The organism is Mesorhizobium sp. B2-8-3 (assembly GCF_006440815.1).
GTDB lineage: Bacteria > Pseudomonadota > Alphaproteobacteria > Rhizobiales > Rhizobiaceae > Mesorhizobium.
Map to the genome: position 1 here is coordinate 101242 of NZ_VFTW01000002.1, position 25310 is coordinate 126551.

Here is a 25310-nt window from a genome sequence, read left to right on the forward strand (position 1 = left end):
GGACATGATCGACAGACGCGAATTCATCATTGCCATCGGCGCCACGGGGCTGCTTGCGGCTTGCCAGAGCGGCCCGCCGAAACCATCGGTCATCTCCGTCAACGTGACTGGCGGCGCCGGCATGAATCCGGGACCGGGCGGCGGCGACCGACCGGTGACGGTGCTGGTGATGCGGCTTGCCAGCACCGGCAAGTTCAACTCGGCGGATTATTTCGCGCTGCAGGGCGATGCCGGCTCGGCGCTCGGCGCCGACCTCATCGGCTCGGACGCGATCTCGGTTGCTCCGGGCAAGACGGCGGCAAAAACCATCACGGTCGAACCGAACGCCACCGCGCTCGGCTTCGTGGCGCTGATCCGCGAGCCTGGCGGACGCAACTGGCGCACGACCAAGTCGGTGTCGCCGGGCTCGAAATTCACCATCAACGTCAGCCTCGGCAAGGGCGGCATCTCCGCTTAGCAACGTGGCAACCAGGCGGCAGGGCAGTGCAGAGAGTAATGGCATGAGCGACGCAAACAGGGTGCTGTGGTCGGAGGGCCTGTTTCTCAGGACCCAGCATTTCCAGCAGCAGGACCGGTTCTTCGAGGGGATGGTGCGCGGCGCCTTGCAGGCCGGCCAGTTCCATACGTTCGGCTTCCAGCAGCTGACGCTCGACCAGTCGCTGCTCGATGCCGGCCAGGTCTCGATCGTGTCCGCCCGGGGCATCTTCCCGGACGGCACGCCCTTCTCCATCCCGGAACTGATGGACGCGCCGAAGCCGCTGCCGGTCACGGCCGACACCGGCGCCGGGCCGGTGCTGGTGGCGTTGCCGCTCGAGCCGCCCGGCGGCGTCGGATTCGATCCGGCGCATGCCGCATCGACGGGCGCGCGCTACCACGGCAAGATCGTCGCGGTGCGCGATGCCGTGCAGGGCGGCGCCGATCCCGAGGAAATCGAAATCGCCCGACCGCAAGCGGTGCTGCTGGCGCCCGGCAAATCGGTCGGCGGCTACACCGCGCTGCCGGTCGCCGACATCACGGGCGTGCGCGCCGATGGCGGCGTCTCGCTCGACCAGTCCTTCCTGCCGCCGACGCTGATCACCGGCGCCGTCCACTGGTATCGGCAATTGCTGCAGGAGGTCGTCACCGGCCTCGACCAGATCGCCGAGGCGCATGGCAAGATGGTGATGGGCGGGGCCGGGCGCAGCGTCGAGGACCTTTTGATGCTGCACCTCGCCAACGCCGCGCGGCCACGCCTTGCCCATATGCTGGCCCAGGATGTCTTCCATCCGGCCGAGCTTTATCTTGAGCTTGCCGGCCTCGCCGGCGAGATGGCCACCTACGGCTCGAGCTCCAGGCGGCTCGGCGAACTGCCGGCCTACGATCACATGGCGCCCGGCCCCGCCTATATGGCGCTGGCCGACGCCTTGCGTTCGCTCATCCTCAGCCTGCGCTACATCGAGCCGAAATCGCGCGCGCTGCCGGTCATGCGGCACGCGACCAATGTCTGGAAGGTGCGCATCGACAACCCGAAGCTTTTGGTCGCCAGCCGTATCGTCATCCGCGTCGGCTCCGAGCTTTCGGAAGACGCGCTGCGCAAGATCTTCGTCAACCAGGCGACGGTCGGCTCGGCGGATCAGTTCGAAGGGCTGTGGAAGTCGCGCCTGCCTGGCATTCCGCTGAAACCGCTTCATTCGCAGCCGCGCGAGATCCCTTATGACGGCGACCGGCTGTGCCTGGAGCTCGACCAGAAGAGCGAGCATTGGGCCTCGCTGCTCGACGCCCCCGGCTTCGTCATCGGCGTTTCCGGTGTGCTGCCGAGCGAGCCGCAGGTCGACTGCTATTCGGTGAACAGGTGAGGCCATGAGCCGGGATGATCCTTTCGGACTGTCGGAGGATCGCGAGCGCACCCGCATCCGGCTGACCGGCGCGGCGCCCCGGCCGATGGCGCCGCTGGCGCCGGGCGCGCCGGTCAAACGGGCGCGCTCCCATCCCAATACGCTGATCAACATCTTCGCGCCGCTGCTCGAATTCGCGCCCGAGCTCGAAAGCGCGCTGGCGCCGGAGAACCCGGAAGTCATGCGCACGCGCCTGCTCGACGAGTTGGTGCGGGCCCGCGACGCGGCGGTTGCGGCCGGTTCATCGCTGGAGCGCGCCGACCAGGCCGCATGGGCGGTGGCGGCGCTGCTCGACGATCTCGCGCTCAACACGCCATGGGGCGGCGCCAGCGCTTGGCCGCGCCAACCGCTTGTGGTCATGCTGCGCGGCGACGTCGATGCCGGTACCCAGTTCTTCACGCGGCTCGACGAGCTGGAGCGCCATCCCAACCGCGACCGGGAAATGTTGGAGCTGCAATATTATTGCCTCGCGCTCGGCTTCCGCGGCAAGTATCGCGTGCCCGGCCGCGCCGGCGACCGTTCGCTCAATGCCGTGCGCGTGGCGGCGGCGCGCTTCCTCCGCAACGCGGACGCGGAGGACGCGCCGCTGTCGCCGAACTGGAAAGGCGTGATCGCCTCCGACGAGCCGCAGCGCTTCATCGTTCCGATCTGGGTGATGGCGCTTGCGGCGATCGTCGTCGCCGCGGCTGCCTATATCGGCCTGTCGATGGGCCTGAGCAGCCAGGCGGTCGAGCTCTCGGCGCTGGTGCGCACGCTGCCGCCGGCCTCGCGCGGCGACGTCACCCGCGCCGCGCCACAGCAAGATGCGCCCGAACCGCCGCAGCCCGTCGATTTCGCGCTGCTGCCCGAATTCAAGGCCGAAGCGCCGGACAACCTCAAGGGGGCGCTGAGCGGCACCGAAAGCGTCTCGCTGGCCAAGCTGATCGTCCAGTCCTCCAATCCGGAGCTGTTCCAGTCTTCGCGGCCGACGCTGACGGAAGGGTACGAGCCGCTGATCGCAGCGATCGCCAAGGTGATCCTGGACAACAAGGAGCTGATCGGGAAAATCACCGTCGTCGGCCATACCGACAATGTGCGCCTGCAAAAGTCCAATCCGTTTGCCAGCAATCAGCGTCTGTCGGAAGCGCGCGCCGAAACCATAGCCAAGCTTCTGGTGCAGGCCGGCGTGCCGCAAGAGAGCATCTCTTCCGAGGGTCGCGCCGAAACCGATCCGGTGGCCGACAACTCGACGCGCGAAGGCCGCGCGCTCAACCGCCGCGTCGAGGTTCTGGTCGAGAAGAGGCTCTGAGATGTTCATCCTGCGCTTCCTCTGGGCCGTCATCACCTCGCGATTCCTATGGACGCTGATCGGCATCGCGCTGCTTTCGCTGTTGATCTGGGTATTCGGCCCGATCGTGCAGGTCGGCCCTTACGCGCCGTTCGAATCCGACAATGTGCGCATCGCCATCATCGCCGGGCTGATCATCCTGTGGCTGATCTGGCTGATCGTCGCGCAACGCCGCGCGATCCGCGCCAACCGCATGTTCGTCGCCGAGATCGCGGCGCCGGTGGCCGAAAAGCAGCTCACACCCGGCGAGGAGAGCGTCGCGGCCGTCGGCGCCAAGTTCGGCGAGGTGATGGCCGAGCTCAAGCGGCGCAGGCTCGGCGGCAGAAAATTCCTGCGCGAGATGCCCTGGTATGTGATCGTCGGGCCGCCGGCGACGGGCAAAACAACGGCATTGCGCCAGTCCGGCCTCAATTTCCCGATCGACCTCACCGACGATCTGCAGGGCGTCGGCGGGACGCGCAATTGCGACTGGTTCTTCTCGGAGAACGCGGTGCTGATCGACACAGCAGGCCGCTACGTCCAGCAGGAAAGCCAGCCGGATGTCGATGCGACGGAATGGCTGGGCTTCCTCGATCTGCTCAAGAAGCACCGGGGCCGGCGTGCGCTCAACGGCGTCATCGTCGCGCTGTCGATCGACGCGCTGTCGGAGGGCGACGAGGCGATCAAGGCGCATGGCAGAAAAATCCGCCGGCGGCTGGCGGAGCTCAACGATCGGCTGGAGATCCGCCTGCCCGTCTACCTGATGCTGACCAAGGCCGACCTGATCAAAGGCTTCGAAGCCTTTTTCGGCGGCTTGTCGACGACGGCGCGCGAGCAGGTGTGGGGAACCACTTTTCCGCTCGACGCACGTGTCAACGCCGGCACGATCCAGACGGAACTCGCCAGGCTGGCCTCCGAGCTGGAGCGGCGGCTGGTGCCGCGGCTCGAGGACGAGGACAAGCTCGGCCAGCGCGCCGAGATCTTCCGTTTCCCGGCGCAGCTGGCGAGCCTCTCCGAGCCGATCCAGGTGCTGGTCGAGGCGATGTTCGGCGAAAGCCGCTACGAGGAGGCCGCCTGGCTGCGCGGCCTCTATCTGACTTCGGCGACGCAGGAGGGCGCGCCGATCGACCGGCTGACCGCCGCCCTTTCCTCATCCTTCGGACTGCCGCCGCGCCGCGCCATGCCGGCGGCGCGCGTCGAGAAACGCAGCTTCTTCCTCAGGAACCTGCTCACCGAAGTGATTTTCAAGGAAGCCGGCCTCGGCACGTTCGATCCGCTGGCGCAGCGCCGCCGCGCCTGGATCTGGCGCGGAGCCGCCGCCGCCTGCGCGCTCGCCGCCTTGCTCGCTGGCGGACTGTTCACCTGGTCCTATCTCGACAACCGCAATGCGATCACCGAGCAGGCCGGCCAGTTCGAGGCGTTGCAGCAGCCCCTGACCGACGTCGCCGCCATGCCGGCCGCGGTCGAGCAGCCGACCATGGACGGCGCGCTGGCGGCGATGGACGCGGTGGCGACGGCCCGCACCGCACCGCCGGACGCGATCCACAACCTGCTCGGCCCGACGGCTTCGGCCGAGCTGGTGCGCGCGCAGACCGATACCTACGACCATGCGCTGCGCAACGTGCTGGAGCCGCATATGGTCGCGCTGCTGGAGGCGACGATGTGGCGGCAGATCCGCGATCCGGATTTCATGCTCGGCGCGCTGAAGACCTACCGGATGATGACAGGCCTGTCGCAGATGGACACCGATTTCGTCCAGAACTGGTGGGTGAACAGCCTGCCGCAATTCGCGCCTGCCGCCCCCTTCCCAACCGCCGACGCCGAAGAGCACCAGCTTGCCGCGATCCGCCGCATGGCCGTCGACGACAGCTACATCGCGCCGGACAAGGAACTGGTCGCCGAGGCGCTGAAGACGGTGTGCACAATCTCGCTGCCGGAGCGCGCCTATAAGCAGCTCCTGGCCGACCCGGAAGTGGCGGCGGTCAAGGAATGGGTGCCGGCCAATTTCGCCGGGCCGAACGGCGCCAAGGTGTTCGCGCGCCGTTCCGACAAAACGCTGCGTGTGGGTGTGCCGGGCCCCTACACCTATGCCGGCTTCCACGACGCGATCCTCGACCGGGTCGAGGATGTCGCCGGACAGGCGGCGCTCGACCGCGCCGTGTTTGCCGGCGGCTGCTCGGAGAATTCGGAGACGTCGGTCTCGGCGCTGTCGGAAGACATCCTGAAGCTCTATTACGATGACTATATCGCGCAGTGGGATTCGTTCCTGCGCGACATGCGGCTGGCGCCGCTGACCGACCTCAACGTCGCCAGCGAGAACCTCAAGGATCTTTCCAGCGCCGACTCCGCGCTGAAGCGCCTGCTGACCGCGGTGGTGCAGGAGACCGACCTGACCCGTTCGGACGATGCGGCGGCCGACGACAAGAGCGGCGGCGCCGCCAAGACCGGCTCGAAGCTGCTCAGCAAGCTCGGAAAGCTGGGCAAGGTGGTGAAGACCGGCGCGAAATTGCTGCCCCGCGCGGGCTCGGCCGACCAGGTCGACATGACCGGCAGCCTGGTGGCCGAGCATTTCAAGCCGCTCAAGGGCACGATCGCCCAGGTCGACGGCCAGCCGCCGGCGCTCGACGCCGCCGTCGTGGCGCTGACGGCGCTGTCCAATGTGCTGCAGACCGTGACCGCCAACCCCGATCCGCAGGACGCCATCAAGAAGCAGGGCGGACTTGCCGAACTGACAGGCGCGGTTGCGAGACAAGCGCAGATCCTGCCCTCGCCGATCAACGACTGGCTGGGCGGCATCGCCGGCGACACGAGCGGCCTGTCGCAGAAGGCCGTCACCAATGAGCTCAATGCCATCTGGCGGGCGGACATCCTGCCCTTCTGCCAGGCCGCGCTCAACAACCGCTATCCGTTCAGTCCGGAGAGCGCGGTCGACGTCAACGTGCGCGACTTCCAGCGCCTGTTCGGGCCGACCGGGCTGATCGACGCCTTCACCAACGACCACCTGATCAACTACGTCGACACCGCCAGCGAGCCTTGGAAATGGCGCGCCGATTTCGGCCTGGACCCGGCGGCGTTGGCGGCCTTCGAGCAGGCGCGCCACATCCGCGACGATCTCTTCCCCGGCGGCACCGGCCCTGTGATGAATTTTACGCTGGAGCCGAAGGACCTGTCGCCCAACGTAGCCAGGGTGACGCTCAACCTCGATGGCCAGAACCTCGTCTACTACAACAATGCGACCAGGCCGCAGCCGATGACATGGCCCGGCAAGGACGGCACCGGGGTGATCTCGCTGGCCTTCCAGCCGGTCGACGGCTCGCCTGAGATAATGCTCAACGAGACCGGCAGCTGGGCATGGCTGAGAATGCTGCGCGGCGGCCGCTTCAACGCGACCAAGCTCACCGACGTCTACAGCCTGCGGCTCGGCACCAAGGGGATGTGGGCCGATTTCGAGCTCAAGGCGGCCAGCGTCGAGAACCCCTACACGCTCGAAATGTTCAAGAAGTTCACATGTCCACCGCAGATCTGATCCTGCCCGGCTTCTACGGCAAGATTCCGGCGACGGGGGATTTCGTTTCCGCGAATCTGCCGCGAACCTTCATCGACCGCTGGGACCGGTGGATGTCGATGGAACTGCGCGCGCGACCGGACGAAGGAGAGTTGGATTCGCGTGTCTGGCGCTTCATCGTCAAGGGCGGCATTTTCGGCGACCAGCCCTGTGCAGGCGCCTGGCGCATGAGCGAGGATCGCGTCGGCCGCCGTTATCCGTTCGCCATCGTCCGACTGGGGCCACCGCCGGAGCCCAGCGACCCGTGGTACGATGCCGTGGCCTCGCTTCTTCAGAACTGCGTCGATAACTCCTGGGCGCAGGCCCGAGTGGCCGAAAGCCTTCAGATTTTGCCACCTCCGGGCGCCGCCGCCGCGGCCGACAAGATCGCATTCTGGAGCGACGACTGGGAGGTTGCGGAGTTCGGTTTCGTCGACATCCACGACCTTGCCAAAAATGCCCTGCCCGCCATGCGTGCGGGCACGGCCGGAGACGGCGGAGTCCACGGCGATGGGTAACACGGTCTACGCCGAAAAGATGGGCTTCTTCCACCAGGCAAGCGGCGGCAAGGGCGTCGCGCCGGGCGACGTCTGCCTCAGCCCGCCGCCGCCGCCGGCGGGACCGGTGCCGGTTCCATATGTCAACATGCTTTCGGCCAGCGATCTCATCAAAGGCAGCAAGAGCGTCAAGGTGCAGGGAACACCGACGGCGCTCGAGAACTCTTCCGAAGTGGCGCTGAGCACGGGCAACGAAGCGGCCACGCCGGGACTGGGAGCCGGCGTGATCACCCATCGCATCAAGGGCAAGGGCTCGTTCAAGCTCTGGTCGTTCACGGTCAAGGTCGAGGGCAAGGGAGTCTGCCGCCACGGCGATCCGATGGAGCAGAATACCGCGAGCCCGCTGCCGAACACGGTCGATGTGTCCGCCATGGTGGACTTCTCGGTGGTGCTCGGCAAGGATGCGATGAAGGAAGACTGCCCGCGCGACTACAATTACTCGGAGGACTATACCCCCACGACCGAGACCCAGCGCGCCTCCGTGCAGGGGCAGGCCTGCTGGCAGTGCAAGAAGGACCGTGCCAACATCCTTCGTCGGACTCCAGGGCCAGCGAAGGACAAGGCGCTGAAGGCCATCGACGCGAAAATCAAGAAGCAGACCGACGGCAAGGTCACGATGATCGCCGATCACCAGCCGCCGCAGAAGGTCGCATGGGAGATGGGAGCGTGCCATGATGCGGACAACTTCGCCCAGCGGATGCGCGACCTTCCGTGCCAGCCGCATTGTCATGCCCATAGCATGCAGCAGTCCAGGGACATGCGCGAGCTTGATCGCCGCGAACTGTACGACGCGATGAATGCGAACATCAGGGGTCTCAATATATAGAGATACGAAATGATTTCGGGAAAGCATCAAGAAATATACAATCAGTGGACAGCTGAATTGAAGAGTGCCGTTCCACCTTTGCTGAAATGGTGGAATGATCTACACGCACATGAAGTCAGTAAGGGGCTTGTCGACGCTCGCTGGCCGGCAGGACCCGCGAGTCATCCTCGCATCATTGCCCTGTTTCGGAAGTACTACTTCGAAACGACAAGGCTGAACGATTTGCTTTTGCGCGGTGAGCCGCAACAGGGGAACGAGATGTGGGGCTCCGACGCCAAGCAATCATCCGAGGAAAGCGAAGGGGCTGGGCCGGTCCCGCCGGTGACACTGCTGCTCTCCTGGCTCGACGATACCGAGCCCGAGCTGGCGGACTTCATGAGGAGGTTCGACTTCATTCCCGTCGGGGAAGATCCGGAATTCGAGGAGTGCTGAGCGATGGCGCTGCTTGTCAACCACAACATCAAGAACGGTACCTACCGGCTGTTGCGAGCGCCCGGCGACGTCCGAGGCCGTACGAAAGAGACGGCGGCAACGGTCGGCACGGCCGGCCATCGCGACCTGTTCGCCGCCTATCTGCTCGATTTCGTGGACGCGTTCGCCATCGCCTCCGAGACCTGGAACGCGAGTGTCGAGGAGCGCACGGAGACCGGCCTGCCGATCGACGAGGCAATCCTCCGAACGATCGAGGCCAACGGGATTGCCGGCCCCGCCGGCCACCCGAGAGTGGTCTGGCTCGTGCGTAAGTACTGGCTCGCGTGCGACGAGGAAAACCGGCGCTCCGAGTCGAGCGCGGTGCCTCCCGAGGTGTTTCTTCTCGAGTGGCTGATCCAGGGCGGCCACGACGATTATGCGACGCTGCTGACCGCCATGCCCTACTGGCCGATCGGCCTCGACGAACACGGCAATTGGTGCTGAGCGATGGCGTTTGCGGTCGGAATCGAGAATCACACGCCCTTCGCCGCCGCGACACACGTTCAACTCGACGCCGACGGCCAGGAAGTTCTGGTCGTCATGTTCTCGGCAACCTTCGATGCGCTCGACGGCGCACCGGCATTGGACATCTGCGAAGACCAGATGCCGGTCGCGCTCTGGGATATCCCTTTCGGCGATCCGGCCAATTCCTCCATTCGCTACGAAGCCGATATCGCGCCGCATAAGCCGGCCGCCGAAATCCTTATCAACGGTTCGGCGCACGCGCCGAACGGCCGACCGGTGGCGGAGATGCAGGTCGGTTTTCGCGTCGGTGGCTTGCAAAAGGTGCTCAACGTCGTCGGAGACCGCATCTACGGCGCTGGTGGCTACAGCGCGCCGGCTCCGTTCCGAACCATGCCGATCGTTTACGAGCGAGCCTATGGCGGGACGCTGCCAGATGGCCGGCTTGACAGACGCAACCCGGTCGGTGTCGGCTATCACCATGCCTCCTCCGCCGATCCGGCAGTGCGCACACAAGCCCCAAATGTCACCTATCCCGCTGAGCCTTATCTCAGCCCTTCCGATCGACCGAAACCGGCCGGTTTCGGCCCGCTCGGGCGGGGTTGGACGCCGAGACTGCCGCTCGCCGGCACCTATGACCAAGGCTGGATCGACACGCAGTGGCCACTGCCTCCCGGAGATTTCGATCCGCGCTACAATCTCTGCTCCCCGGCGGACCAGCACCTGCCGGCAATCCATGGCGGTGAGACCGTCACGATCATCGGCATGACTCCGAACGGCCGCTGGGATTTCCGCCTGCCTCGCGTCGTTGCGCCTGTGCGGCTGATCTATGACGATCGCGTCGAAGAACGTCCGATTGCCGCGGACACGGTGATTGTCGAGCCGGAACTGTGGCGCGTCACACTGAAAGCGCGCTTTTCACACGTCACAAAACGGAACACACCGGCGCTGCGGGAAATCGTCTTCGGCCATGTCACGCCCGCCCTTCTCGTGGCCCGGCGCAAGCGCAAGACCTATCTCAGCCCGCGCGGCGGCGACGGCACCCTCGACCGCGCTGTGTGGCAGCCATGAAGCGGCCGCTCTACCTCGCCGGCGGCGGCGCCGTCACGCCCGCCGGGTTGAACGCGAGGCAAACGATCGCGGCGATTCGGGCGAGCCTTTCGGCCTTCGACGAAATCACGCTCGCCGAACCGTTCGGGGTACCTCAGATTGTCGCGCGCATACCCGCTCACCGGCATCTGCGCCGCAACGAAGGCGAATGGCTGGTCAACATGGCCGCCCGCGCCATCAACGAAGCACTCGGCACTGACGGGCCGGGTGTCGCGGCGGCAACCGCGCTGCTCATTACAACGCCGGAGAGCTTTCGCAACCATCCGGGGTTCGCGGATATTCCGGCACGCGATTTCCTGGCCGCCGTTGTCGATGCGACGGGCATGAGGTTCCATCACACCTCGCGCGTCGTTGATGGCGGCGCGGCCGCAAGCGTGGGGCTGATCGAAACGGCGCTTGCGCTGATGGAGGAGCAAGGCGTGGCGCAAGTGCTGCTCGGCGGCGTCGACAGCCTTGTCAACCACACCGACCTCGGCCGGCTCAGCCGGGCCGGGCGTTTACAGGGCGCGAACAACGCCCAAGGACTGGTTCCGGGCGAGGCTGCCGTCTTCGTGCGGCTGCTGCGGGAACCCGACCGCGAGCCCGTCGTGGCCGCTATTCATGGTATCGGCATCGCCCAGGAGACAGACAGCGTCCTTTCCGAGCGCTACAGTCAGGGTCGCGCCATGCTCGGCGCGCTGCGCGACGCCGTTTCGGGATCGGGACCATCGGAACCCGACATCGACTTCGTCGTCTCGAACGGCAATGGCGAGCGCTACCACGGCTGGGAGATGCTGATTGCCCGACCGCGCTTCTATCGCACGCACCGCACCCTGATGGCGACGGCCTATCCGGCGATGACGATCGGCGACACCGGCGCGGCCAGCGGCGCGCTGGCGCTGATGCTGGCCGCCGACAGTCTTGTTCAGGATTATGCGCCGGGATCGATTGCCATGTGCGAAGTCGCATCCGAAAACGGATTGCGCGCAGCCGCCGTCGTAGCGCGGATCAACCGCCGATAAATTACAGCCATGCGGGAAACCGCCGCGTCCTTCGCCAGTCGGCCAGCGGCGTATCGGTTGCCGCTATGGCGGCGCGCAACGCGTCGAGCCGCAACCGGCGCATCGAACGGAAAGGCCTGCGACCGCGACCGCCTCGTCCCTCGTCCCACCAGGCAGCAACGCGATCGGCGACGGGCAACGGGCTGTCGTTCAGAGATTCGAACGCCTTTCCCAAATCGGCCGAGTCGATCGTGAAAAGATCAGTGTCGTTGAAATCCACATCGAACAGATCGCGCATCGCCAGCCCGGCGGCAAAGGCAAGTTCCGGCTCGCGCATCTTCTCTATCAGCCAGGGCACCACTGACAGATCGCCAAACAGGCCGATCGAGGCGGTTGCCGCCGCACGCAGCAGGGGCTGGCCGAGACGCGCCTGCAACCAGGCTTTCGCGGCCTTGGGCGGCGTTGTCAGGAGGCGCATCTCGATTGCCGCCTCCGCCTGGTCTGTCTCCGTCAGCACGATCTTGTCGATCACTGGGTGCGCGGACCGCGCCTCGCCAAGCAAGCAAGCAGCGAAGGCGGCCGCAAGACGTTCTTTCGCCGTCTCGCCATCAAGGCCAGCCAGGACTGCCGGAAGCACGTCGCGCCGCCTGAGCCCACCGGCGAGCCGAACGGCGCGCCGGCGCACAGCGGCGTCGGAATGGCTCACCAGATCCTGCAGGCGCGGTCCCGGATCGATGCGATGATGCCAGAGCGCGGCCAGCCCAAGGCAGCGTAGCCGCGCATCGCGTGCGTCCAGCCATTGCGCGACGAGCGGCCGCAGGTTTTCGCGTGGCGTGCGCGCGATCGCGGCGGACAGGCTCGATACACCGGCTTCACCCAGGCTTGCACCGGCGTCGATTGCGAAGGTAACCAGTTTGGCATCGCTCCAACGCATCGCCACAGTGCCAAGCACGAAAAGTTCGCCCGGTTCGGCATAATCGGCAAAGCGCGCTTGAGCAGATTCCCAGCCGGCCTCGCCGGCTGCCATGAGCCCTTCGAGGTTAGCCTCAAGGCGCTGGTCGATACGGCCGATGTCGGTCTCGTCGAGGATTGGACCATCGATCTCCCGACGACGGCGCAGCCAGAGGAAAGCCGCGTCCTCGGAATGCTGGTCCACGATGGCCGCGATGGTCACGATGCGGTGCATCGATTCGCCTCAGTTGAGATGCACAGCCCCGCCGCGAATGCGGTTGGTACCGCTGGCCTGGCTGGTCAACTGGGTGCCACGAATGGTCACGCGGCCATTCTTCTCCAGAATGATCGATGCCAGGCCGCAGCGCAATTCTATGCGCTCATCGCCGGTGATGACGATGCGCTCGCCGTCACGCACAACTTGCAGCTCCCTGTTCTTATGAGCCGGATCAACGATGCGTCCAACGACCAGCGGCCGCGTCGGGTCACCCTCCTCGAACAGAAGGGCTAGTTCCGAACCAATGGCCGCGACGTCCAGTTCGGTCAGGCTGCGCGCCGCAATCGCGGTCTCGTGTGGATTGCCGACGAAGACCACGAGTGGCGCTCCGCCTTCGAAACCGATAAGCAGGCCGATCACGACGCCGTCGATACGCTCCAGCACTTCCATGATGATGCCCTCAATTGTTGTTGATCGTGCTGCCCTTGACGATCACGTCGCCGTCGGCCTTGACGGTGATCTTGCCGCTGCCCTTGAGGGTAATATCCTTCCCGTCAGCGACAATGGTGCCGTCCTTTTTCATCGTGATCGACGCTGAGCCGCATTTGAGCGTGATCGAATCCCCTGCCTCGATGACAAGCTTTTTGCCCACCTTGATCGAACTGTCCTCGGCAATGTCGATGCCGCTGCCCTTGCCAACTTTGAGCGCATGTGCCCCGCCGACATCGGTCCCGTCATCCGCCCCGATCTTGGCTGTTCGTGCCTTGCCTATCTGGGAGGACTGTGCCCCTCCGACGGTGAAACTCTGATCCGCGCCGACATTGACGGTTTGCGCCGCACCGACATCCCAGCTATCCGCGGCGCCAATACTGTGGCTTTGATTGATGCCCACGGTCACCGACCGTGTCGCACCAATCGTGTTCGTCTGCGAGGCGCCGACCGTTCGCGCTTCCGCAGCCCCGACCGTGTCGACGCGCGCGATACCCACCGTGACCGTCTGGTTGAGCCCCACGGTCTGCGAATGGTTGGCATCGATGTTTTCGGTCGAGTTGGCGACGACGTGGATCGTCTCGTTGGCCATAACCGCCAGCGAGCGGTTCGCGCCCACCGTTTCGGTGTCGTTCGATCCGATGTTGGTGGTTTGGTCGACGCCGACCTTGACCGTCTTGTTGTTGCCCACGTCCTCGTCGAGGTTGTGGCCGACGGAGTGCTTGGCGTCGTGGTCGATGCGATCGGACTGGTCGTGCTGGACCGTCTTGTTGCGGTCGTGCTTGATCAGCAGGTGGTGGTCCTTCTGGGCCTGGAAGTTGACCAGCTCGGAGCCCGCCTTGTCCTCGAACATCAGCTCGTTGTAACCGCCGCCGCCTTTCGAGGAATTCGACTTCCAGCCCGATTGCGTGGCGTTGCCCGGCAGGCCATAGGGAGGCATCTGCGAGGCGTTGTAGACGCGGCCGGTGATGATCGGCAGGTCCGGATCGCCTTCGATGAAATCGACGATGACCTCCTGGCCGATGCGCGGGATCTGGATGAAGCCCCAACCGCTGCCGGCCCAGGTCTGCGAGACGCGCACGAAGCATGAGGAGTTCTGGTCCTTCTTGCCGAGCCGGTCCCAGTGGAACTGCACCTTCACGCGCGCATATTTGTCGGTGAAGATTTCCTCGCCCGAAGGTCCGACGACGGTCGCCGTTTGCGGCCCGCGCATGATCGGGCGCGGCGTGATGCGCTGTGGGCGATAGGGCAGTTTAGTGGGCGCCACGCCGAGCACCACCTTGAAATTCTCGCTGTGGGCCTCGTTCTGGGTCCGGTAGCCCGGATCGAACAGCCGGTATTCGGCGCTGACCACCAGATAGTCCTGGTTCTGGTCGTCGCGCGGAAAGCTCTCCAGCGTGAACTTGCAGCCGGAAAAAAGGCCGCGCACCGTGCCAACCGCCGTGCTGTGCTGATGCACGGCCTGAAGTTCCTCGCGGCGGATCCCCGCTATTTTGTCGCCCCGCCCGACATCGAGATGCGCGCCAGGCTGACGATAGTTTTCGCCCGAGGCCTCCTTATGGGCGAAGGGCTGGGCGGATTTCGCCATCAGATCGGCGCCGGGCTTCTCGAAATCATAGTCCGTATGGGCGTAGGCGCCCGGCCGCACCGCGCTGCCAGGTATCCATTCGGTGATGTATTCGACATCGCGCCGCGAGGCGTGGCCCTCGAAATTGTAAAGCACCTTCTCGTAGCCGGGCGCCGGCTTCAGCTTGCTCATCGCATCGCAGAGGATGAGCGTGTGCTTGCCCTCGTCATGCTCGAAGAAATAGAAGATGCCTTCGTGCTCGAGCAGCCGCTGCACGAAATCGAGATCGCTCTCGTCGTACTGAACGCAATATTCGCGCGAGGGGTAGGCCCCCTGCAGCCGCTTCTCGAATTTGGCGGTGCCGTATTTCGAGAAGATCTTCTCGACGATCTCCACCGCCGTCATGTTCTGGAAGATGCGGCAATCGGTGGTGTTGCCGAGGAACCAGAACCATGGCCTGACGGTTGCCTCATAGAAGGCCAGCCGGTCCTCGATGCGGGTAAGCTTGAAATCCGACACAAGGCCGCTGAACCAGCGCTTCGGATCAGATTCGCCCTCGACCGAAACGACGCCGCCCAGCATCTTCAGCGGATCGACGTCACGATTCTTCGAGACGAAGCCGACCGTATAGGCGAAACAACGGCTGATCTCATCGCGGCCGACGAGATGGGTGAAGGTCAGGTCGGCGCCAGCCGGCGTCTGTACAACCGTGGCACGTTCGTTCGGCATGGGTCGTGCCCCTCCTCGACGCGGCCGCCAGTGTGATGGTTTGAAGCCCCCGCTCTATTAACTGCGTCACGTTCGGGAGCGTTCGAATTCACCGCACCGTACGGCTGCAAGCCTAGCACATGTTTGAGGGAGGCCAAATAACAGCGACGGCTAAAGCGCGTCGCGCTGAAACGGATTCAGGCGACGCGCTTTAGGTCCTTGTTTTGATGCACGTCGTTGTCCCAGAACCGCCGCACACTCCTGGGCGACACGCATTAAACCGCGCCCGCGCGCCGGTGTGAAACACTCCTCTCCCGCTCAGCTTGCAAGCTGCTAGAATGCCGGAGCAATTCCGGAAAAGGCGCCTGGCGGCTTTCTGACTGGAATTGCGCGAAAGATAAGCATTTGTTGACCAAGTTCGGCGACGCTTCCGGATGTTCATCTCTCTCCAGATCAGCAATGTCGACAGGCTGCCGGCCGGCACCGCCGCCAGCTACGCCGCCCGCGACCGCAGCTTCGAGATCGGCCGCGAGAATTGCGACTGGACGCTGTCCGATCCGGACAAGTTCATCTCGGGCCGGCATTGCGAGGTCCGCTATCAGGCGGGTTCGTTCTGGCTCTACGATGTCTCGCGCAACGGCACTTTCATCAACGGGTCCAGCCAGCGCATGGCTGGGCCGCATCGGCTGACCCAGGGCGACCGGCTGCTGATCGGCCGCTACGTCGTCGGCGTTTCGATCGAAGACGAACGGGCCGCGACCGGACATCCGCAGGCTAGGACGGGATCGACGCAGCGCGAGCTGCCGCCCTCGACCGGCGGCCCCCTGGATCCCGGCCATGAGCCGTTCTTCAATCCGGCGGAGCAGCGACCAACCGGGGCAGCGCCCGTCTCGACATCCTCGGCGCTGCAGCCCGGCCCGGCGGTTCCGGCCAACCGGCCCGCGGAGGCGGACGCGATATTGCGGGAGATCGCCAAGGCGGCGGGCATCGCGCCGGAGTTGCTGCAAGCGCGTGATCCGCACGATGTCGCGGCCGAGATCGGCTCCGTGCTGAGGACAACTGTCGAGCAACTGTCCCTGCTGCTCAAGGCGCGCGCGGCGGCAAAGGTGCTCGCCAAGAGCTCGAACCGGACGATGATCGGCGCCGAGGACAACAATCCGTTGAAATTCGTGCCGGGCATCGACGACATATTGGAGATCATGTTCGCCAAGCGCAGGGCCGGCTATCTCGACGCCAGGCATAGTGTCGAAGACGCGTTTCGCGACCTGAAGGCGCACGAAATCGCGACCTACGCCGCCATGCAGGCCGCGCTGTCGCGGTTGCTCGACGACCTGTCGCCGGAGGCGATCGCCAAGAAAATTCCGCCGGCATCCTTCTCGTCCAGGAAAAGCCAGGCCTGGGATGCGCTTGTCGCGACATGGCGGACGATGGAAGACAAGCACGAGAACGGCATGCTGGATGTCTTCCTCGCCTATTTCGCCGAAGCCTACGCCAAGGCCGACAAGCAGAAATAGCCTGGATCGGCACGGACCGCGCCGGCTGTATGTGACGGTTCTCATAGAAGAAGCCGCCTCTTCGATCATCTTGCTTTCCGATTTCAATCGGCGGCCCCGTTTCAATTGAATGCCCGGGCGATTAGAATGAACAGGGATGCTTGCCTGGCGGGCAACGCGGCGTGGCTTGGGGCGTGTGCAGCAATGTCATGTTTCGGCGAGATGTGCCTTTCCATGCGGCCCGCCGAGGCTCAGCCTGAAGCGCGCTTTGCCGGGCAAAGACATGCTCGTTGCAATTCGACGGCGGGTCGTCGCCGATGAGCTCGAAGGACGATCCCTCCAGGCCGCTGGACAAAACCGTCATCCGCGCGCCGCGGCCGAAGCAACGACCGCTCGCGGCTGCCGAGAGTTCCGGTCCGGAAGGCGTTCGGTCCGCTCCATCGCCTTCCCGCGAATCGACGGTGTTCGATCCCGGCGGCGGCCGGCAGATGCCTACGGGCTGGTCGTCTGGAACGGTACTCTTTCAGGGACCTACCCCGGGAGCAGAGGCCAATGCGGCGCCGGGGGTGCAGCAGGATGCCCTGCTCGACGCCGCCGGCGGCGTGAGATACGCCGCGGCTAATCCGATCCTTGCCGCCGCGGCGCCGCTGCTGATGCTTCTCGGCCAATTGCGGCTGATGCCGGTCGAACGGCAAGCGGCGCCCTTGGCGGAGCATATAGCCGAAGCGATCGACACCTTCGAGCTTGCAATCGCGAAAGCCGGCGTAGCCGAGGAAGACGCGCGAATCGCGAAATTCGCCCTTTGCGGAACCGCCGACGACCTTGTCGGCAATCTGCCATGGCCGAGCAAGGACAGCTGGCTTCAGCACAGCCTTGTGGCGCAGTTCTTCCACACCCAGCCGACGGGCGCCGGCTTCTACGAAGCGCTGAACAACGTCCTCGCCAAGCCGGAAGCGCATTACAACCTGCTCGAACTGATGCATGCATGCCTTTCGCTGGGTTTCGAGGGCCAGTATCGGGGGCTTGCGGGCGAGCGAAACACGCTCGAACGTGTCCGGCGCGACGTCTACGACACGCTGCGTTACTTCAAGCAGCGCGCCGGCGACGACATCTCGCCGCGCTGGCAGGGCATGGCGGCGGCGCTGCCGAAGCCGAGGGCACGGCTGCCGCTCTGGGCGGTCGCGGCCGCCGCGGCGACGCTGGTGACGGCGGCCTTCTTCGGACTGCGGGTGCTGGTCACCGATGAAGGCGATGCGACCGCCGGCGAGTTGCTGGCGCTCAATCCCTCGACGCCCGTCACCATAGAGCGCGCCAGCGTGGCGGCGCCCACTGAGCCGGCGCAAGCCAGCCCGCCGCCGCCCGTGGTTCCGGACACCACCCAGATCGACCGCATCCGCGCCGCACTTGCCAAGGAGATCGCCAGCGGCGGACTGAGCGTCGGCGAGAAGGGCGAGTTCATCGTCGTCGAGATCAACAACCAGCTTCTGTTTGCTCCCGGCCAGGCGGAGCTGAAGCCGCAATTCCAGCCGATCGCGGCCGCCATCGCCACGGCGCTCGACGCCGAACCCGGGCCGATCAAGATCGTCGGCCACACCGACAATGTGAAGCCAAAGAAGTCGAGCACGTTCAAATCGAATTTCGATCTTTCCGTCGCCCGGGCGAAGGCCGTCCAGGCGCTGGTGGCCACGCAATTGAAGGACCCGTCGCGGCTCAGTGCCGACGGCAAGGGCGAGGACGAGCCGATCGCCGACAATGGCACGGCGGACGGCCGCGCCAAGAACCGCCGCGTCGCCATGATGATCCCGAAACAGGAGACCTTGCAGAACGGCTCCGCGGAGAACGGCAACTGATGCGCTGGACGCCGCGGATCTTCAGCCTGCTTGCGCTTGCCGGTTTCTCGGCGGCGGTCTGGTATGCCGGGCCGCTGGTCCGCTTCGCCGACACACGCCCGTTTGCGCCTGCGTGGCTCAGGGCTACGATCATCGGCGTCACCATACTGGCGCTCGCGCTGTTCTACGGGGTCCGCTTCTGGCAGCGGCGCAAGGCGCAAAAGGCGCTCGAAACGGCCATCGTGCGCAGCGACGAGCGCAACGACGATTCACAGGTGCTCGAAGCGCGCATGAGCGAAGCCATCGCGACGCTGAAGCGGACGAGCGGCAAGCGCAATTTCCTCTATGACATTCCCTGGTACATCGTCATCGGCCCGCCCGGCGCCGGCAAGACGACGGCGCTGGTCAATTCCGGACTGAAGTTTCCGCTTGCCGGCTCCGGCAGCGCGCAGCCGGTGGCCGGCGTCGGCGGCACGCGGTCCTGCGACTGGTGGTTCACCGACGAGGCGGTGCTGATCGACACGGCCGGCCGCTATACGACGCAGGAGTCGGACCGCGAGCGCGACAAGGCAAGCTGGCTCGCCTTCCTGGGATTGCTCAAGAAACACCGCACCAGGCAACCGATCAACGGCGTGATCCTTGCCATCAGCCTTGCCGACCTGATCGGCTTCGACGACCGGCAGCTCGACGCGCATGTCACCGAGATCCGAACCCGCCTGCGCGAACTGCACGAGACGCTGAAGATCCAATTCCCGGTCTATCTGCTCTTTACCAAGGCCGATCTCATCTGCGGCTTCATGGATTATTTCGGCGATTTCGACGAGGCACGCAGGCGCAAGGTGTGGGGCGCGACATTCCAGACGGCCGACCGCACCAGGAACATGGCCGGCGAGGCGCCCGCAGCCTTCGACGAACTGGCGAAGCGGCTCGCCGAAGAGATCGCCGACCGCCTGCAGGAAGAGGCCGACCCGGTAGCGCGGATCACGCTGTTCGGCTTCCCGGCGCAGTTCGGCGCGCTGAAGGCCCGGATAACACAGTTCGTCGGCAGCCTGTTCGACACCTCGCGCAGTCAGGTCAATGTCAGCCTGCGCGGGCTCTATTTCTCCTCGGGCACCCAGGAAGGGACGCCTTTCGACCAGGTGCTAGGCGCGATCGGCCGCAGTTTCGGCAGTGCTTCGCAAGCGCATCTCTCCGGCGCCGGCAAGAGCTTCTTCCTGCATGATCTGCTGGTCAAGGTGATCTTTCCGGAATCAGGCTGGGTCTCGTTCGACAGGGCCTCCGAGCGGCGCGCCAGGCTCGCGAGGTTCGGCGGCCTCGCCGCGATCGCGCTGGCGGCTTTGGCGGCGCTCGGCATGCTGGGCCTCAGCTTCTTCGCCAACAAGCAGCTGATCGCCTCCACAAGGCAGGCCATGGCGCATTATCGCGACAGCGCCGATACGCTGCTGAACAGCACGACGGTGACCGACGTCGACCTCGAAAACGTCATCGGTCCGCTCGACCAGTTGCGCAACCTGCCGGCCGGCTTCGAAAACGGCGACCAGGCAAAGCCGATCGAGGAGACGTTCGGGCTCAGCCAGCGCGAGAGGCTGTTGTCGGCCTCCAAGACCGCCTACCGGCAAGCGCTGGAGCGAACCTTCCGCTCGCGGCTGCTGGTGCAGGCGGAGCGGACGATCCAGGCTCGGATGGCCGACCCCGTCGCGCTCTACGAGCCTTTAAAGATCTACCTGATGCTGGGCGGCAAGGCGCCGAAGGTCGACGACGAACTGGTTGTCTCCTGGATGAAGCAAGATTGGGAGGAGAACCGCTACCCCGGCGAGAACAACCGCGAGGGCCGCGCGCAGCTCGAAAAGCACCTGCGCGCCATGCTTGCGCTCGACGACGCCTATGATCCCGTCTTCGAGCTCAACCAGCCGCTGGTGGAGGCCGCGCAGCGCTCGCTCGGACGCATGAGCCTCACCGACCGCGCCTGGGCGCAGATCAAGTCGGCGGTCTATGCTGCAAGGCTCAAGGACTTCTCCATCGCCGCGAGAGCCGGTCCGGAAGCGCAGTTGCTGTTCGAGCGCACGGACGGCAGCGAGCTTGCCGATCTTCAGGTCACCGGCCTCTATACGCGCGGCGGGTTCAATAGCTTCTTCCTGCCGCAGCTGTCGCGCATCGCGCAGATGCTCGTGGACGATCAATGGGTGCTTGGCGGCGGCGGCGAACAGGGCGGCATCGACCAGGACCTGCCCAAGCTCGGCCCCGAGCTCATCGACCGCTACGGCAAGGAATTCGCCGCCGCCTGGAACGGCGTTCTCGACCAGCTGAAGCTCAAGGCGATGCTGAAGGACAAGCCGCAATATCTGGCGCTCTCGGCCGTCGCCGCGCCAGACTCGCCTCTCGACCAGCTCTTCACCGCGATCGCCGATGAAACCGCATTGACGAAGGACAGCGCCGCCGAGGGCGATACCGGCACGGCGCAGCAGGACCCCGCCAGCATGGCCAAGGGCCTCGCCCGCATCGGCCTCCAGATCGCCGGCGGCAAGTCGCAAAGCCGCGCCGGCGCAAGCTCGGCCGTCGCGCAGAATGCCGGCGCGAGCGTCGAGGCGCAGTTCCGCTCGTTCCAGGCGCTGGTTGGCGGGGCCGCCGGACACCGGCCGCTCGATGCGCTGACGCAGAACTTCCACGACATCTTCCAGAGCCTGAAGCTCGCGGCCGATGTCCCCACACAGACCGAGCGCGTCAACGCCAACCTGCAGCTGCAGATCTCGACATTGCGCGCCAATGTCTCGCGCCTGCCGAAGCCGCTGGCGCGCATGGTCAACGCAGCGGCGGACGAGTTCGAAGGCAATGTCGCCGAGACCTCAGTCGCCAACCTCAACCAGAACCTCGACCAGACGGTGACGCGCGCCTGCGAGGAGGCGGTCAATGGCCGCTATCCTTTCACCCGCGACGGCACAGACGAGATCTCGATGGCGGATTTCACCAAGCTGTTCGCGCCGGGCGGGCTGATGGACCGTTTCTTCGCGCAGAATCTCGCGCCGCTGATCGACATGACCGGCCAGGAATGGACCTGGAAACAGGACGCCCGCTCCAGCCGCGATCTTGCGAAGTCGACCTTGAAGGCGTTCCAGTCGGCCGCGGAAATCCGTAGCGCCTTCTTCCCTTCCGGCGGCTCGGTGCCTTCGGTCTCGATCACCATCACCCCCACGTCGGTGAACAGCGAAGTCGACAGCGCTGTGCTCAATGTCGACGGGCAGACGGTCCAGAGCGCCCAGGCCGGCAACGCGCCGAGCATCGTGACATGGCCGAGCGGCGCCGCTTCCGGATCGGCGAGCCTGAGCCTCATGCCGGAAATGCCCGGCCGCGAGTCCGCGCTCAAATTCGAAGGGCCGTGGGCGTTGAAGCGGCTTTTCGACAAGGCGACCATCACCGGCGACGGCGCCAATACGGAAGCCCGCTTCGTGATCGGCGGACGCGATGTCGCCTACACGATCCAGGCCGGCTCGGGCGCCAATCCCCTGCTGCTGCCGGCCTTGTCCGGCTTCAGCTGTCCGAAGGCGTTCTGACATGGCTGGAGCGAGCCTTCATTTCGGTACTCTAATGTACACGCTTGTGGCAGAGTGGCCTGGGCACGCGGCCCGTGGTTGGTCACAGAGGACGCCTGCTGAGCGCTTGGTGGCAAATTGAGCACTGTCGCCCTCCCCATCGAAAGCTTCGGCGTGAGCCACAAGGGCTGCGTGCGCGATCACAACGAGGACAATTACCTCATCGAACCGCAGACCGGGCTCTGGGTGGTGGCCGACGGCATGGGCGGGCATGAGGCCGGCGAAGTCGCCTCGGCCAGCATCGTCGACCATCTGGCAACGATCGGCATTGCGAGCTCCGCGCCGGACCTTCGCGCCCGATTCGAGGACCGGCTCAGCCGCGCCAATGCCGAGATCCGCGACATATCGCGATCGCGCGGCATCACCATCGGCTCCACTTTCGCGGCCCTGCTTGCCATGGATGGACGTTTCGCCTGCCTGTGGGCCGGCGACAGCCGCATCTATCTCGTGCGCAACGGCTCGATCTTCCAGGTTTCGAAGGACCACACCGAGGTGCAGGAATTGCTCGACCGCGGCATGATCAGCGCGGAGGAAGCGCGCACCTGGCCGCGCCGCAACGTGATCACGCATGCGGTCGGCGTCAGCGACGAGCTCGATATCGATTTCCAGCAGGGCGAGCTGATGGCGGGCGATGTTTTCGTACTGGGCACCGACGGACTGACCGCGCATGTCAGCGACGCCGAAATCGAGGCCGCGGTCAAATCCGCCACACCGCGGGCGGCCTGCCAGATCCTGCTGGACATGGTGCTGACGCGCGGCGGAACCGACAATGTGACCATTGTACTCGTGAAGATCGGCGGCGGGCGCAACGGCGCGCTCCATCCGGATCGGTCCGCAGTGGAGGGCCAGGCCAGATGAGCGACGACGACAAGACGCGGATTTCGACGAACGTCATCTATACCGGGGTGGGCACGCAGCTCAGCGGCATTTACGAGCTCGACGAGAGGATCGCCTCCGGCGGCATGGGCGAAGTCTATCGCGGCCACAACATCCAGACCGGCGACCACGTGGCGATCAAGATCGTGCTGCCAGAATTCGCGCGCGACCAGACGATCCTGTCGCTGTTCCGCAAGGAGGCGTCGATCCTCAACCATCTGTCGCATGACGCAGTGGTGCGCTACCACGTCTTCACCATCGATACGGGGATCGGCCGTCCCTATCTCGCGATGGAGTTCGTCGACGGGGAGTCGCTGTTCGACGTCATGCGGCGCGGACCGATGCAGGGGAACGATGTGCGCCGGCTTTGCCATCGCCTCGCCTCCGGCTTGAGCGCCGTGCATCAGGCGGGCGCCGTGCACCGCGACCTCTCGCCGGACAACATCATCCTGCCCGGCGGCCGGGTGGAGCGCGCCAAGATCATCGATTTCGGCATCGCGCGCTCGGCGACCGTCGGCGGCGAAACGCTGATCGGCGGAAAATTCGCCGGCAAATACAACTATGTTTCGCCCGAGCAGCTCGGTCTCTATGGCGGTGATGTCAGCGAGCAATCCGATATCTACAGCCTTGGGCTGGTGCTGGCCGCGGCACTGCGCGGAAAGCCGCTCGACATGAGCGGGTCGCAATACGAGGTCATCGAGAAGCGCCGGACCGTGCCGGACCTGTCGGATATCGATCCCGATTTCCACGACCTGATCTCGGCCATGCTGCAGCCGGATCCGCGCGACCGGCCGGCCAGCATGAGCGAGATCGCCCGGGCGACGCGTGGCGAGGATCTCGAGGCGACATTGCCGCCGCCGGTGTCGTTTGGCGCACGCGAACGCTCCGGCTTGCCGCGCGCCGGGTGGACGGCGCCGCCGGACTCCAAGCCCCAGCCGCCGACGCCTCCCGGCGAGCCGCGCTTCGTCGAGCATGTGCGCCCTGCATACCTGTCGGAGCAATGGCCCGCACCGGCTGCCGCTCCGGCGAGCGCATCTGCGACCGCACCGGCTGCGCCGCGAAAGGCTTCACGGATACCCGTCATCGCCGGCGGCGTTGCGGCGCTGGTGCTGGCTGGGGGCGGCCTTTATTTCAGCGGCGTCCTGGCGCCCCCGCCGGTGACGGAAAAATCCACACCGCTGGCACCGAAGCCGGTCGCCGAAGCCGCCAAACCAGTGGCCGAAGCGCAGCAGCCGGAAGCGCCGAAACCCCAACCGCAGACGCCGTCCGCGCCTCAGCTGGAATCGCCGAAAACTGACGGCGCCGCCACCGTCGAGAAGCCGACGCCACCCGCCGCTCAGCCGAAGAGCGAGGCAAAAAGCCAGACGCCTCAGGTCGGGACCAAACCCGTACAACCCCTGGCGCAGCAGTCGCCGGCTGCCGCACCAACGGCCGCCGAAAGCCAGAAGCCGGCGCAGCCGACGAGCGAACCGGTGGTCAAGACGCCGGAACCGAGCCAGGCGGCCGAGAACAAGCCGGCGCAGGAGGCGAATCCGCCGGCAGCCAAGCCCAGCGTAAAAGACCTCGTTGACATGCTTTCCAAGCTGCCCAAGCCGAACGCTTCCCCGCCCCCCGCTCCGGAGAGTCCGGCGCCGGCGCAGCCGACCACCCCGCCGGCCGAGCCTAAGGCACAGACCCCAACAGCCAACCCGCCGGAAACGCCGACAGCGCCAGCACAGCCGGCCCAGCAACCGCAGCCGCCGGCGACCAAGCAGCCGGACACTGACGTCGCCATCAATGTGCCAAAGCCGGCGCTTCCGTCACTGGAAGAGGACACGGCCAAGTGGAACGACCAGCGCTCCTGGGTTCGCGATTTCAGCGGCGGCAGCTGTTTTTACGCGAACGTGACATCGGGACCCGGCGCTTCCCCCGCGATCGAGGGATACGGGACGGCGGTCCAACCCTTCGAACAATTGCTCAGCGATTTCCAGACGAGGTTCCATATCGAGCCGGACATCAGCGTGCGCCTCATCACGCTCTCCCAGTGCGGAGTGCCCACTTTCCTTCGCTTCCTCGACCGGAGCTCGGCCGCGAAGCCACAGCTTGTCCTGGACCGGACATCGGTCCCGGACGGCTCGCCGGTCAGCGGCGCGCTCTATACGGGCGGCGGGCTCGTCTCGAACATCATGCTGATCGACCACAAGGGCGTGGCGTTCAATCTCGACGACCGCATGGTGCCGCAAACCGACAAGGTGACCTTCAACATCCCGATCGGCCTCGCCGCCGCGGACAAGGCAGCCGGCAAGGCGGTGCCGCAGATCATGCTGGTGATCACCGGGCCCAAGGACATCCAGGCCGCCATGTTCTCCAGGCCGACGCCGGCCTCGGAGCTTTTGCCCAGGATCCTCGAGGAGATCGAGGCCGACGGATCGCAGTTCTCCGCCACGGCCACCTATTTCCGGCTTGGCGGATAGCATGAACGCC

Annotated in this window: 18 protein-coding genes; 15 read left to right on the forward strand and 3 right to left on the reverse strand. The window is 65.5% G+C overall.

The features are described 5' to 3' along the window. The first annotated feature begins 4 nt into the window (after window positions 1-4). Genes tssJ through FJ418_RS03480 form a run of 10 tightly spaced genes read left to right on the forward strand, consistent with a single transcriptional unit; the run spans window position 5 to window position 11151 of the window. On the forward strand, window positions 5-457 hold the full coding sequence (gene tssJ / locus FJ418_RS03435) for a type VI secretion system lipoprotein TssJ (RefSeq protein ID WP_140643168.1): 453 nt from the start codon (window positions 5-7) through the stop codon (window positions 455-457). Window positions 458-500: 43 nt separating this feature from the next. Continuing rightward, window positions 501-1835 carry a type VI secretion system baseplate subunit TssK gene (tssK, locus tag FJ418_RS03440; protein ID WP_140863590.1) on the forward strand — a complete coding sequence of 445 codons (1335 nt, stop codon included), beginning with the start codon at window positions 501-503 and terminating at the stop codon, window positions 1833-1835. Between the two features lie 4 nt (window positions 1836-1839). Then, window positions 1840-3162: a type VI secretion system protein TssL, long form gene (tssL, locus tag FJ418_RS03445; protein ID WP_140782104.1), complete on the forward strand. Its 1323-nt coding sequence runs from the start codon at window positions 1840-1842 to the stop codon at window positions 3160-3162. 1 nt (window position 3163) lies between these two features. Next, window positions 3164-6706 (forward strand): type VI secretion system membrane subunit TssM, encoded by a 3543-nt coding sequence (gene tssM / locus FJ418_RS03450; protein WP_140863592.1) that lies wholly within the window; start codon window positions 3164-3166, stop codon window positions 6704-6706. After that, window positions 6688-7242 carry a type VI secretion system-associated protein TagF gene (gene tagF, locus FJ418_RS03455; RefSeq protein ID WP_140863594.1) on the forward strand — a complete coding sequence of 185 codons (555 nt, stop codon included), beginning with the start codon at window positions 6688-6690 and terminating at the stop codon, window positions 7240-7242. The genes tssM (FJ418_RS03450) and tagF overlap by 19 nt, the downstream gene beginning before the upstream one ends. 19 nt (window positions 7243-7261) lie before the next feature. Continuing rightward, window positions 7262-8107, forward strand: a complete 846-nt coding sequence (locus tag FJ418_RS03460) for a DUF4150 domain-containing protein (RefSeq protein WP_210243141.1) — start codon at window positions 7262-7264, stop codon at window positions 8105-8107. 9 nt (window positions 8108-8116) lie between these two features. Beyond that, on the forward strand, window positions 8117-8539 hold the full coding sequence (locus tag FJ418_RS03465; RefSeq protein ID WP_140643174.1) for a hypothetical protein: 423 nt from the start codon (window positions 8117-8119) through the stop codon (window positions 8537-8539). 3 nt (window positions 8540-8542) lie between these two features. Continuing rightward, window positions 8543-9022, forward strand: a complete 480-nt coding sequence (locus FJ418_RS03470) for a hypothetical protein (RefSeq protein WP_140863598.1) — start codon at window positions 8543-8545, stop codon at window positions 9020-9022. Window positions 9023-9025: 3 nt separating this feature from the next. Continuing rightward, entirely contained in the window at window positions 9026-10111 is a 1086-nt protein-coding gene (locus FJ418_RS03475) for a DUF2169 domain-containing protein (RefSeq protein WP_140863600.1), read from the forward strand. Continuing rightward, window positions 10108-11151 (forward strand): hypothetical protein, encoded by a 1044-nt coding sequence (locus FJ418_RS03480; RefSeq protein WP_140863602.1) that lies wholly within the window; start codon window positions 10108-10110, stop codon window positions 11149-11151. The genes FJ418_RS03475 and FJ418_RS03480 overlap by 4 nt, the downstream gene beginning before the upstream one ends. Window position 11152: 1 nt before the next feature. Here FJ418_RS03480 and FJ418_RS03485 read toward each other — a convergent pair whose 3' ends face one another. From FJ418_RS03485 to tssI, 3 genes are read right to left on the reverse strand one after another with little or no spacing between them, the layout of a single operon-like run. Beyond that, window positions 11153-12316, reverse strand: coding sequence for a hypothetical protein (locus tag FJ418_RS03485; protein ID WP_140863604.1), 1164 nt, complete (start codon window positions 12314-12316; stop codon window positions 11153-11155). A gap of 9 nt (window positions 12317-12325) precedes the next feature. Then, complete coding sequence (locus FJ418_RS03490) at window positions 12326-12751, reverse strand: DUF6484 domain-containing protein (RefSeq protein WP_140863606.1); 426 nt, start codon at window positions 12749-12751, stop codon at window positions 12326-12328. A 7-nt stretch (window positions 12752-12758) separates the two neighbouring features. Beyond that, entirely contained in the window at window positions 12759-15083 is a 2325-nt protein-coding gene (tssI, locus tag FJ418_RS03495; RefSeq protein ID WP_140863608.1) for a type VI secretion system tip protein TssI/VgrG, read from the reverse strand. 413 nt (window positions 15084-15496) lie between these two features. Here tssI and tagH point away from each other — a divergent pair, with 413 nt between their 5' ends. The 5 genes from tagH (at window position 15497) to FJ418_RS03520 (ending at window position 25300) form a co-directional block, all read left to right on the forward strand. Continuing rightward, the gene (gene tagH, locus FJ418_RS03500) at window positions 15497-16576 is read left to right on the forward strand and encodes a type VI secretion system-associated FHA domain protein TagH (protein WP_140863611.1); all 1080 of its coding nucleotides are present in this window, start codon (window positions 15497-15499) and stop codon (window positions 16574-16576) included. Between the two features lie 296 nt (window positions 16577-16872). Then, window positions 16873-18405 carry a type VI secretion system protein TssL, long form gene (gene tssL, locus FJ418_RS03505; protein WP_140854330.1) on the forward strand — a complete coding sequence of 511 codons (1533 nt, stop codon included), beginning with the start codon at window positions 16873-16875 and terminating at the stop codon, window positions 18403-18405. Continuing rightward, a complete protein-coding gene (gene tssM / locus FJ418_RS03510) occupies window positions 18405-21932 on the forward strand; it encodes a type VI secretion system membrane subunit TssM (RefSeq protein ID WP_181166823.1) in 3528 nt (1175 codons plus the stop codon). The genes tssL (FJ418_RS03505) and tssM (FJ418_RS03510) overlap by 1 nt, the downstream gene beginning before the upstream one ends. A gap of 117 nt (window positions 21933-22049) precedes the next feature. After that, the gene (locus FJ418_RS03515; protein WP_140863615.1) at window positions 22050-22829 is read left to right on the forward strand and encodes a PP2C family serine/threonine-protein phosphatase; all 780 of its coding nucleotides are present in this window, start codon (window positions 22050-22052) and stop codon (window positions 22827-22829) included. Beyond that, complete coding sequence (locus FJ418_RS03520; RefSeq protein WP_140854324.1) at window positions 22826-25300, forward strand: serine/threonine-protein kinase; 2475 nt, start codon at window positions 22826-22828, stop codon at window positions 25298-25300. The genes FJ418_RS03515 and FJ418_RS03520 overlap by 4 nt, the downstream gene beginning before the upstream one ends. Window positions 25301-25310 lie beyond the last annotated feature (10 nt).

Excerpts from the sequence above, each read along its gene's own strand:
- tssJ (WP_140643168.1), top strand. The coding sequence starts at position 5 with ATGATCGACAGACGCGAATTCATCATTGCCATCGGCGCCACGGGGCTG.
- tssK (WP_140863590.1), top strand. The coding sequence starts at position 501 with ATGAGCGACGCAAACAGGGTGCTGTGGTCGGAGGGCCTGTTTCTCAGG.
- tssM (WP_181166823.1), top strand. The coding sequence starts at position 18,405 with ATGCGCTGGACGCCGCGGATCTTCAGCCTGCTTGCGCTTGCCGGTTTC.
- tssM (WP_140863592.1), top strand. The coding sequence starts at position 3,164 with ATGTTCATCCTGCGCTTCCTCTGGGCCGTCATCACCTCGCGATTCCTA.
- FJ418_RS03485 (WP_140863604.1), bottom strand. The coding sequence starts at position 12,316 with ATGCACCGCATCGTGACCATCGCGGCCATCGTGGACCAGCATTCCGAG.
- FJ418_RS03475 (WP_140863600.1), top strand. The coding sequence starts at position 9,026 with ATGGCGTTTGCGGTCGGAATCGAGAATCACACGCCCTTCGCCGCCGCG.
- tagH (WP_140863611.1), top strand. The coding sequence starts at position 15,497 with ATGTTCATCTCTCTCCAGATCAGCAATGTCGACAGGCTGCCGGCCGGC.
- tagF (WP_140863594.1), top strand. The coding sequence starts at position 6,688 with ATGTCCACCGCAGATCTGATCCTGCCCGGCTTCTACGGCAAGATTCCG.
- FJ418_RS03465 (WP_140643174.1), top strand. The coding sequence starts at position 8,117 with ATGATTTCGGGAAAGCATCAAGAAATATACAATCAGTGGACAGCTGAA.
- FJ418_RS03480 (WP_140863602.1), top strand. The coding sequence starts at position 10,108 with ATGAAGCGGCCGCTCTACCTCGCCGGCGGCGGCGCCGTCACGCCCGCC.
- tssL (WP_140782104.1), top strand. The coding sequence starts at position 1,840 with ATGAGCCGGGATGATCCTTTCGGACTGTCGGAGGATCGCGAGCGCACC.
- tssL (WP_140854330.1), top strand. The coding sequence starts at position 16,873 with ATGAGCTCGAAGGACGATCCCTCCAGGCCGCTGGACAAAACCGTCATC.
- FJ418_RS03470 (WP_140863598.1), top strand. The coding sequence starts at position 8,543 with ATGGCGCTGCTTGTCAACCACAACATCAAGAACGGTACCTACCGGCTG.
- FJ418_RS03520 (WP_140854324.1), top strand. The coding sequence starts at position 22,826 with ATGAGCGACGACGACAAGACGCGGATTTCGACGAACGTCATCTATACC.
- FJ418_RS03460 (WP_210243141.1), top strand. The coding sequence starts at position 7,262 with ATGGGCTTCTTCCACCAGGCAAGCGGCGGCAAGGGCGTCGCGCCGGGC.
- tssI (WP_140863608.1), bottom strand. The coding sequence starts at position 15,083 with ATGCCGAACGAACGTGCCACGGTTGTACAGACGCCGGCTGGCGCCGAC.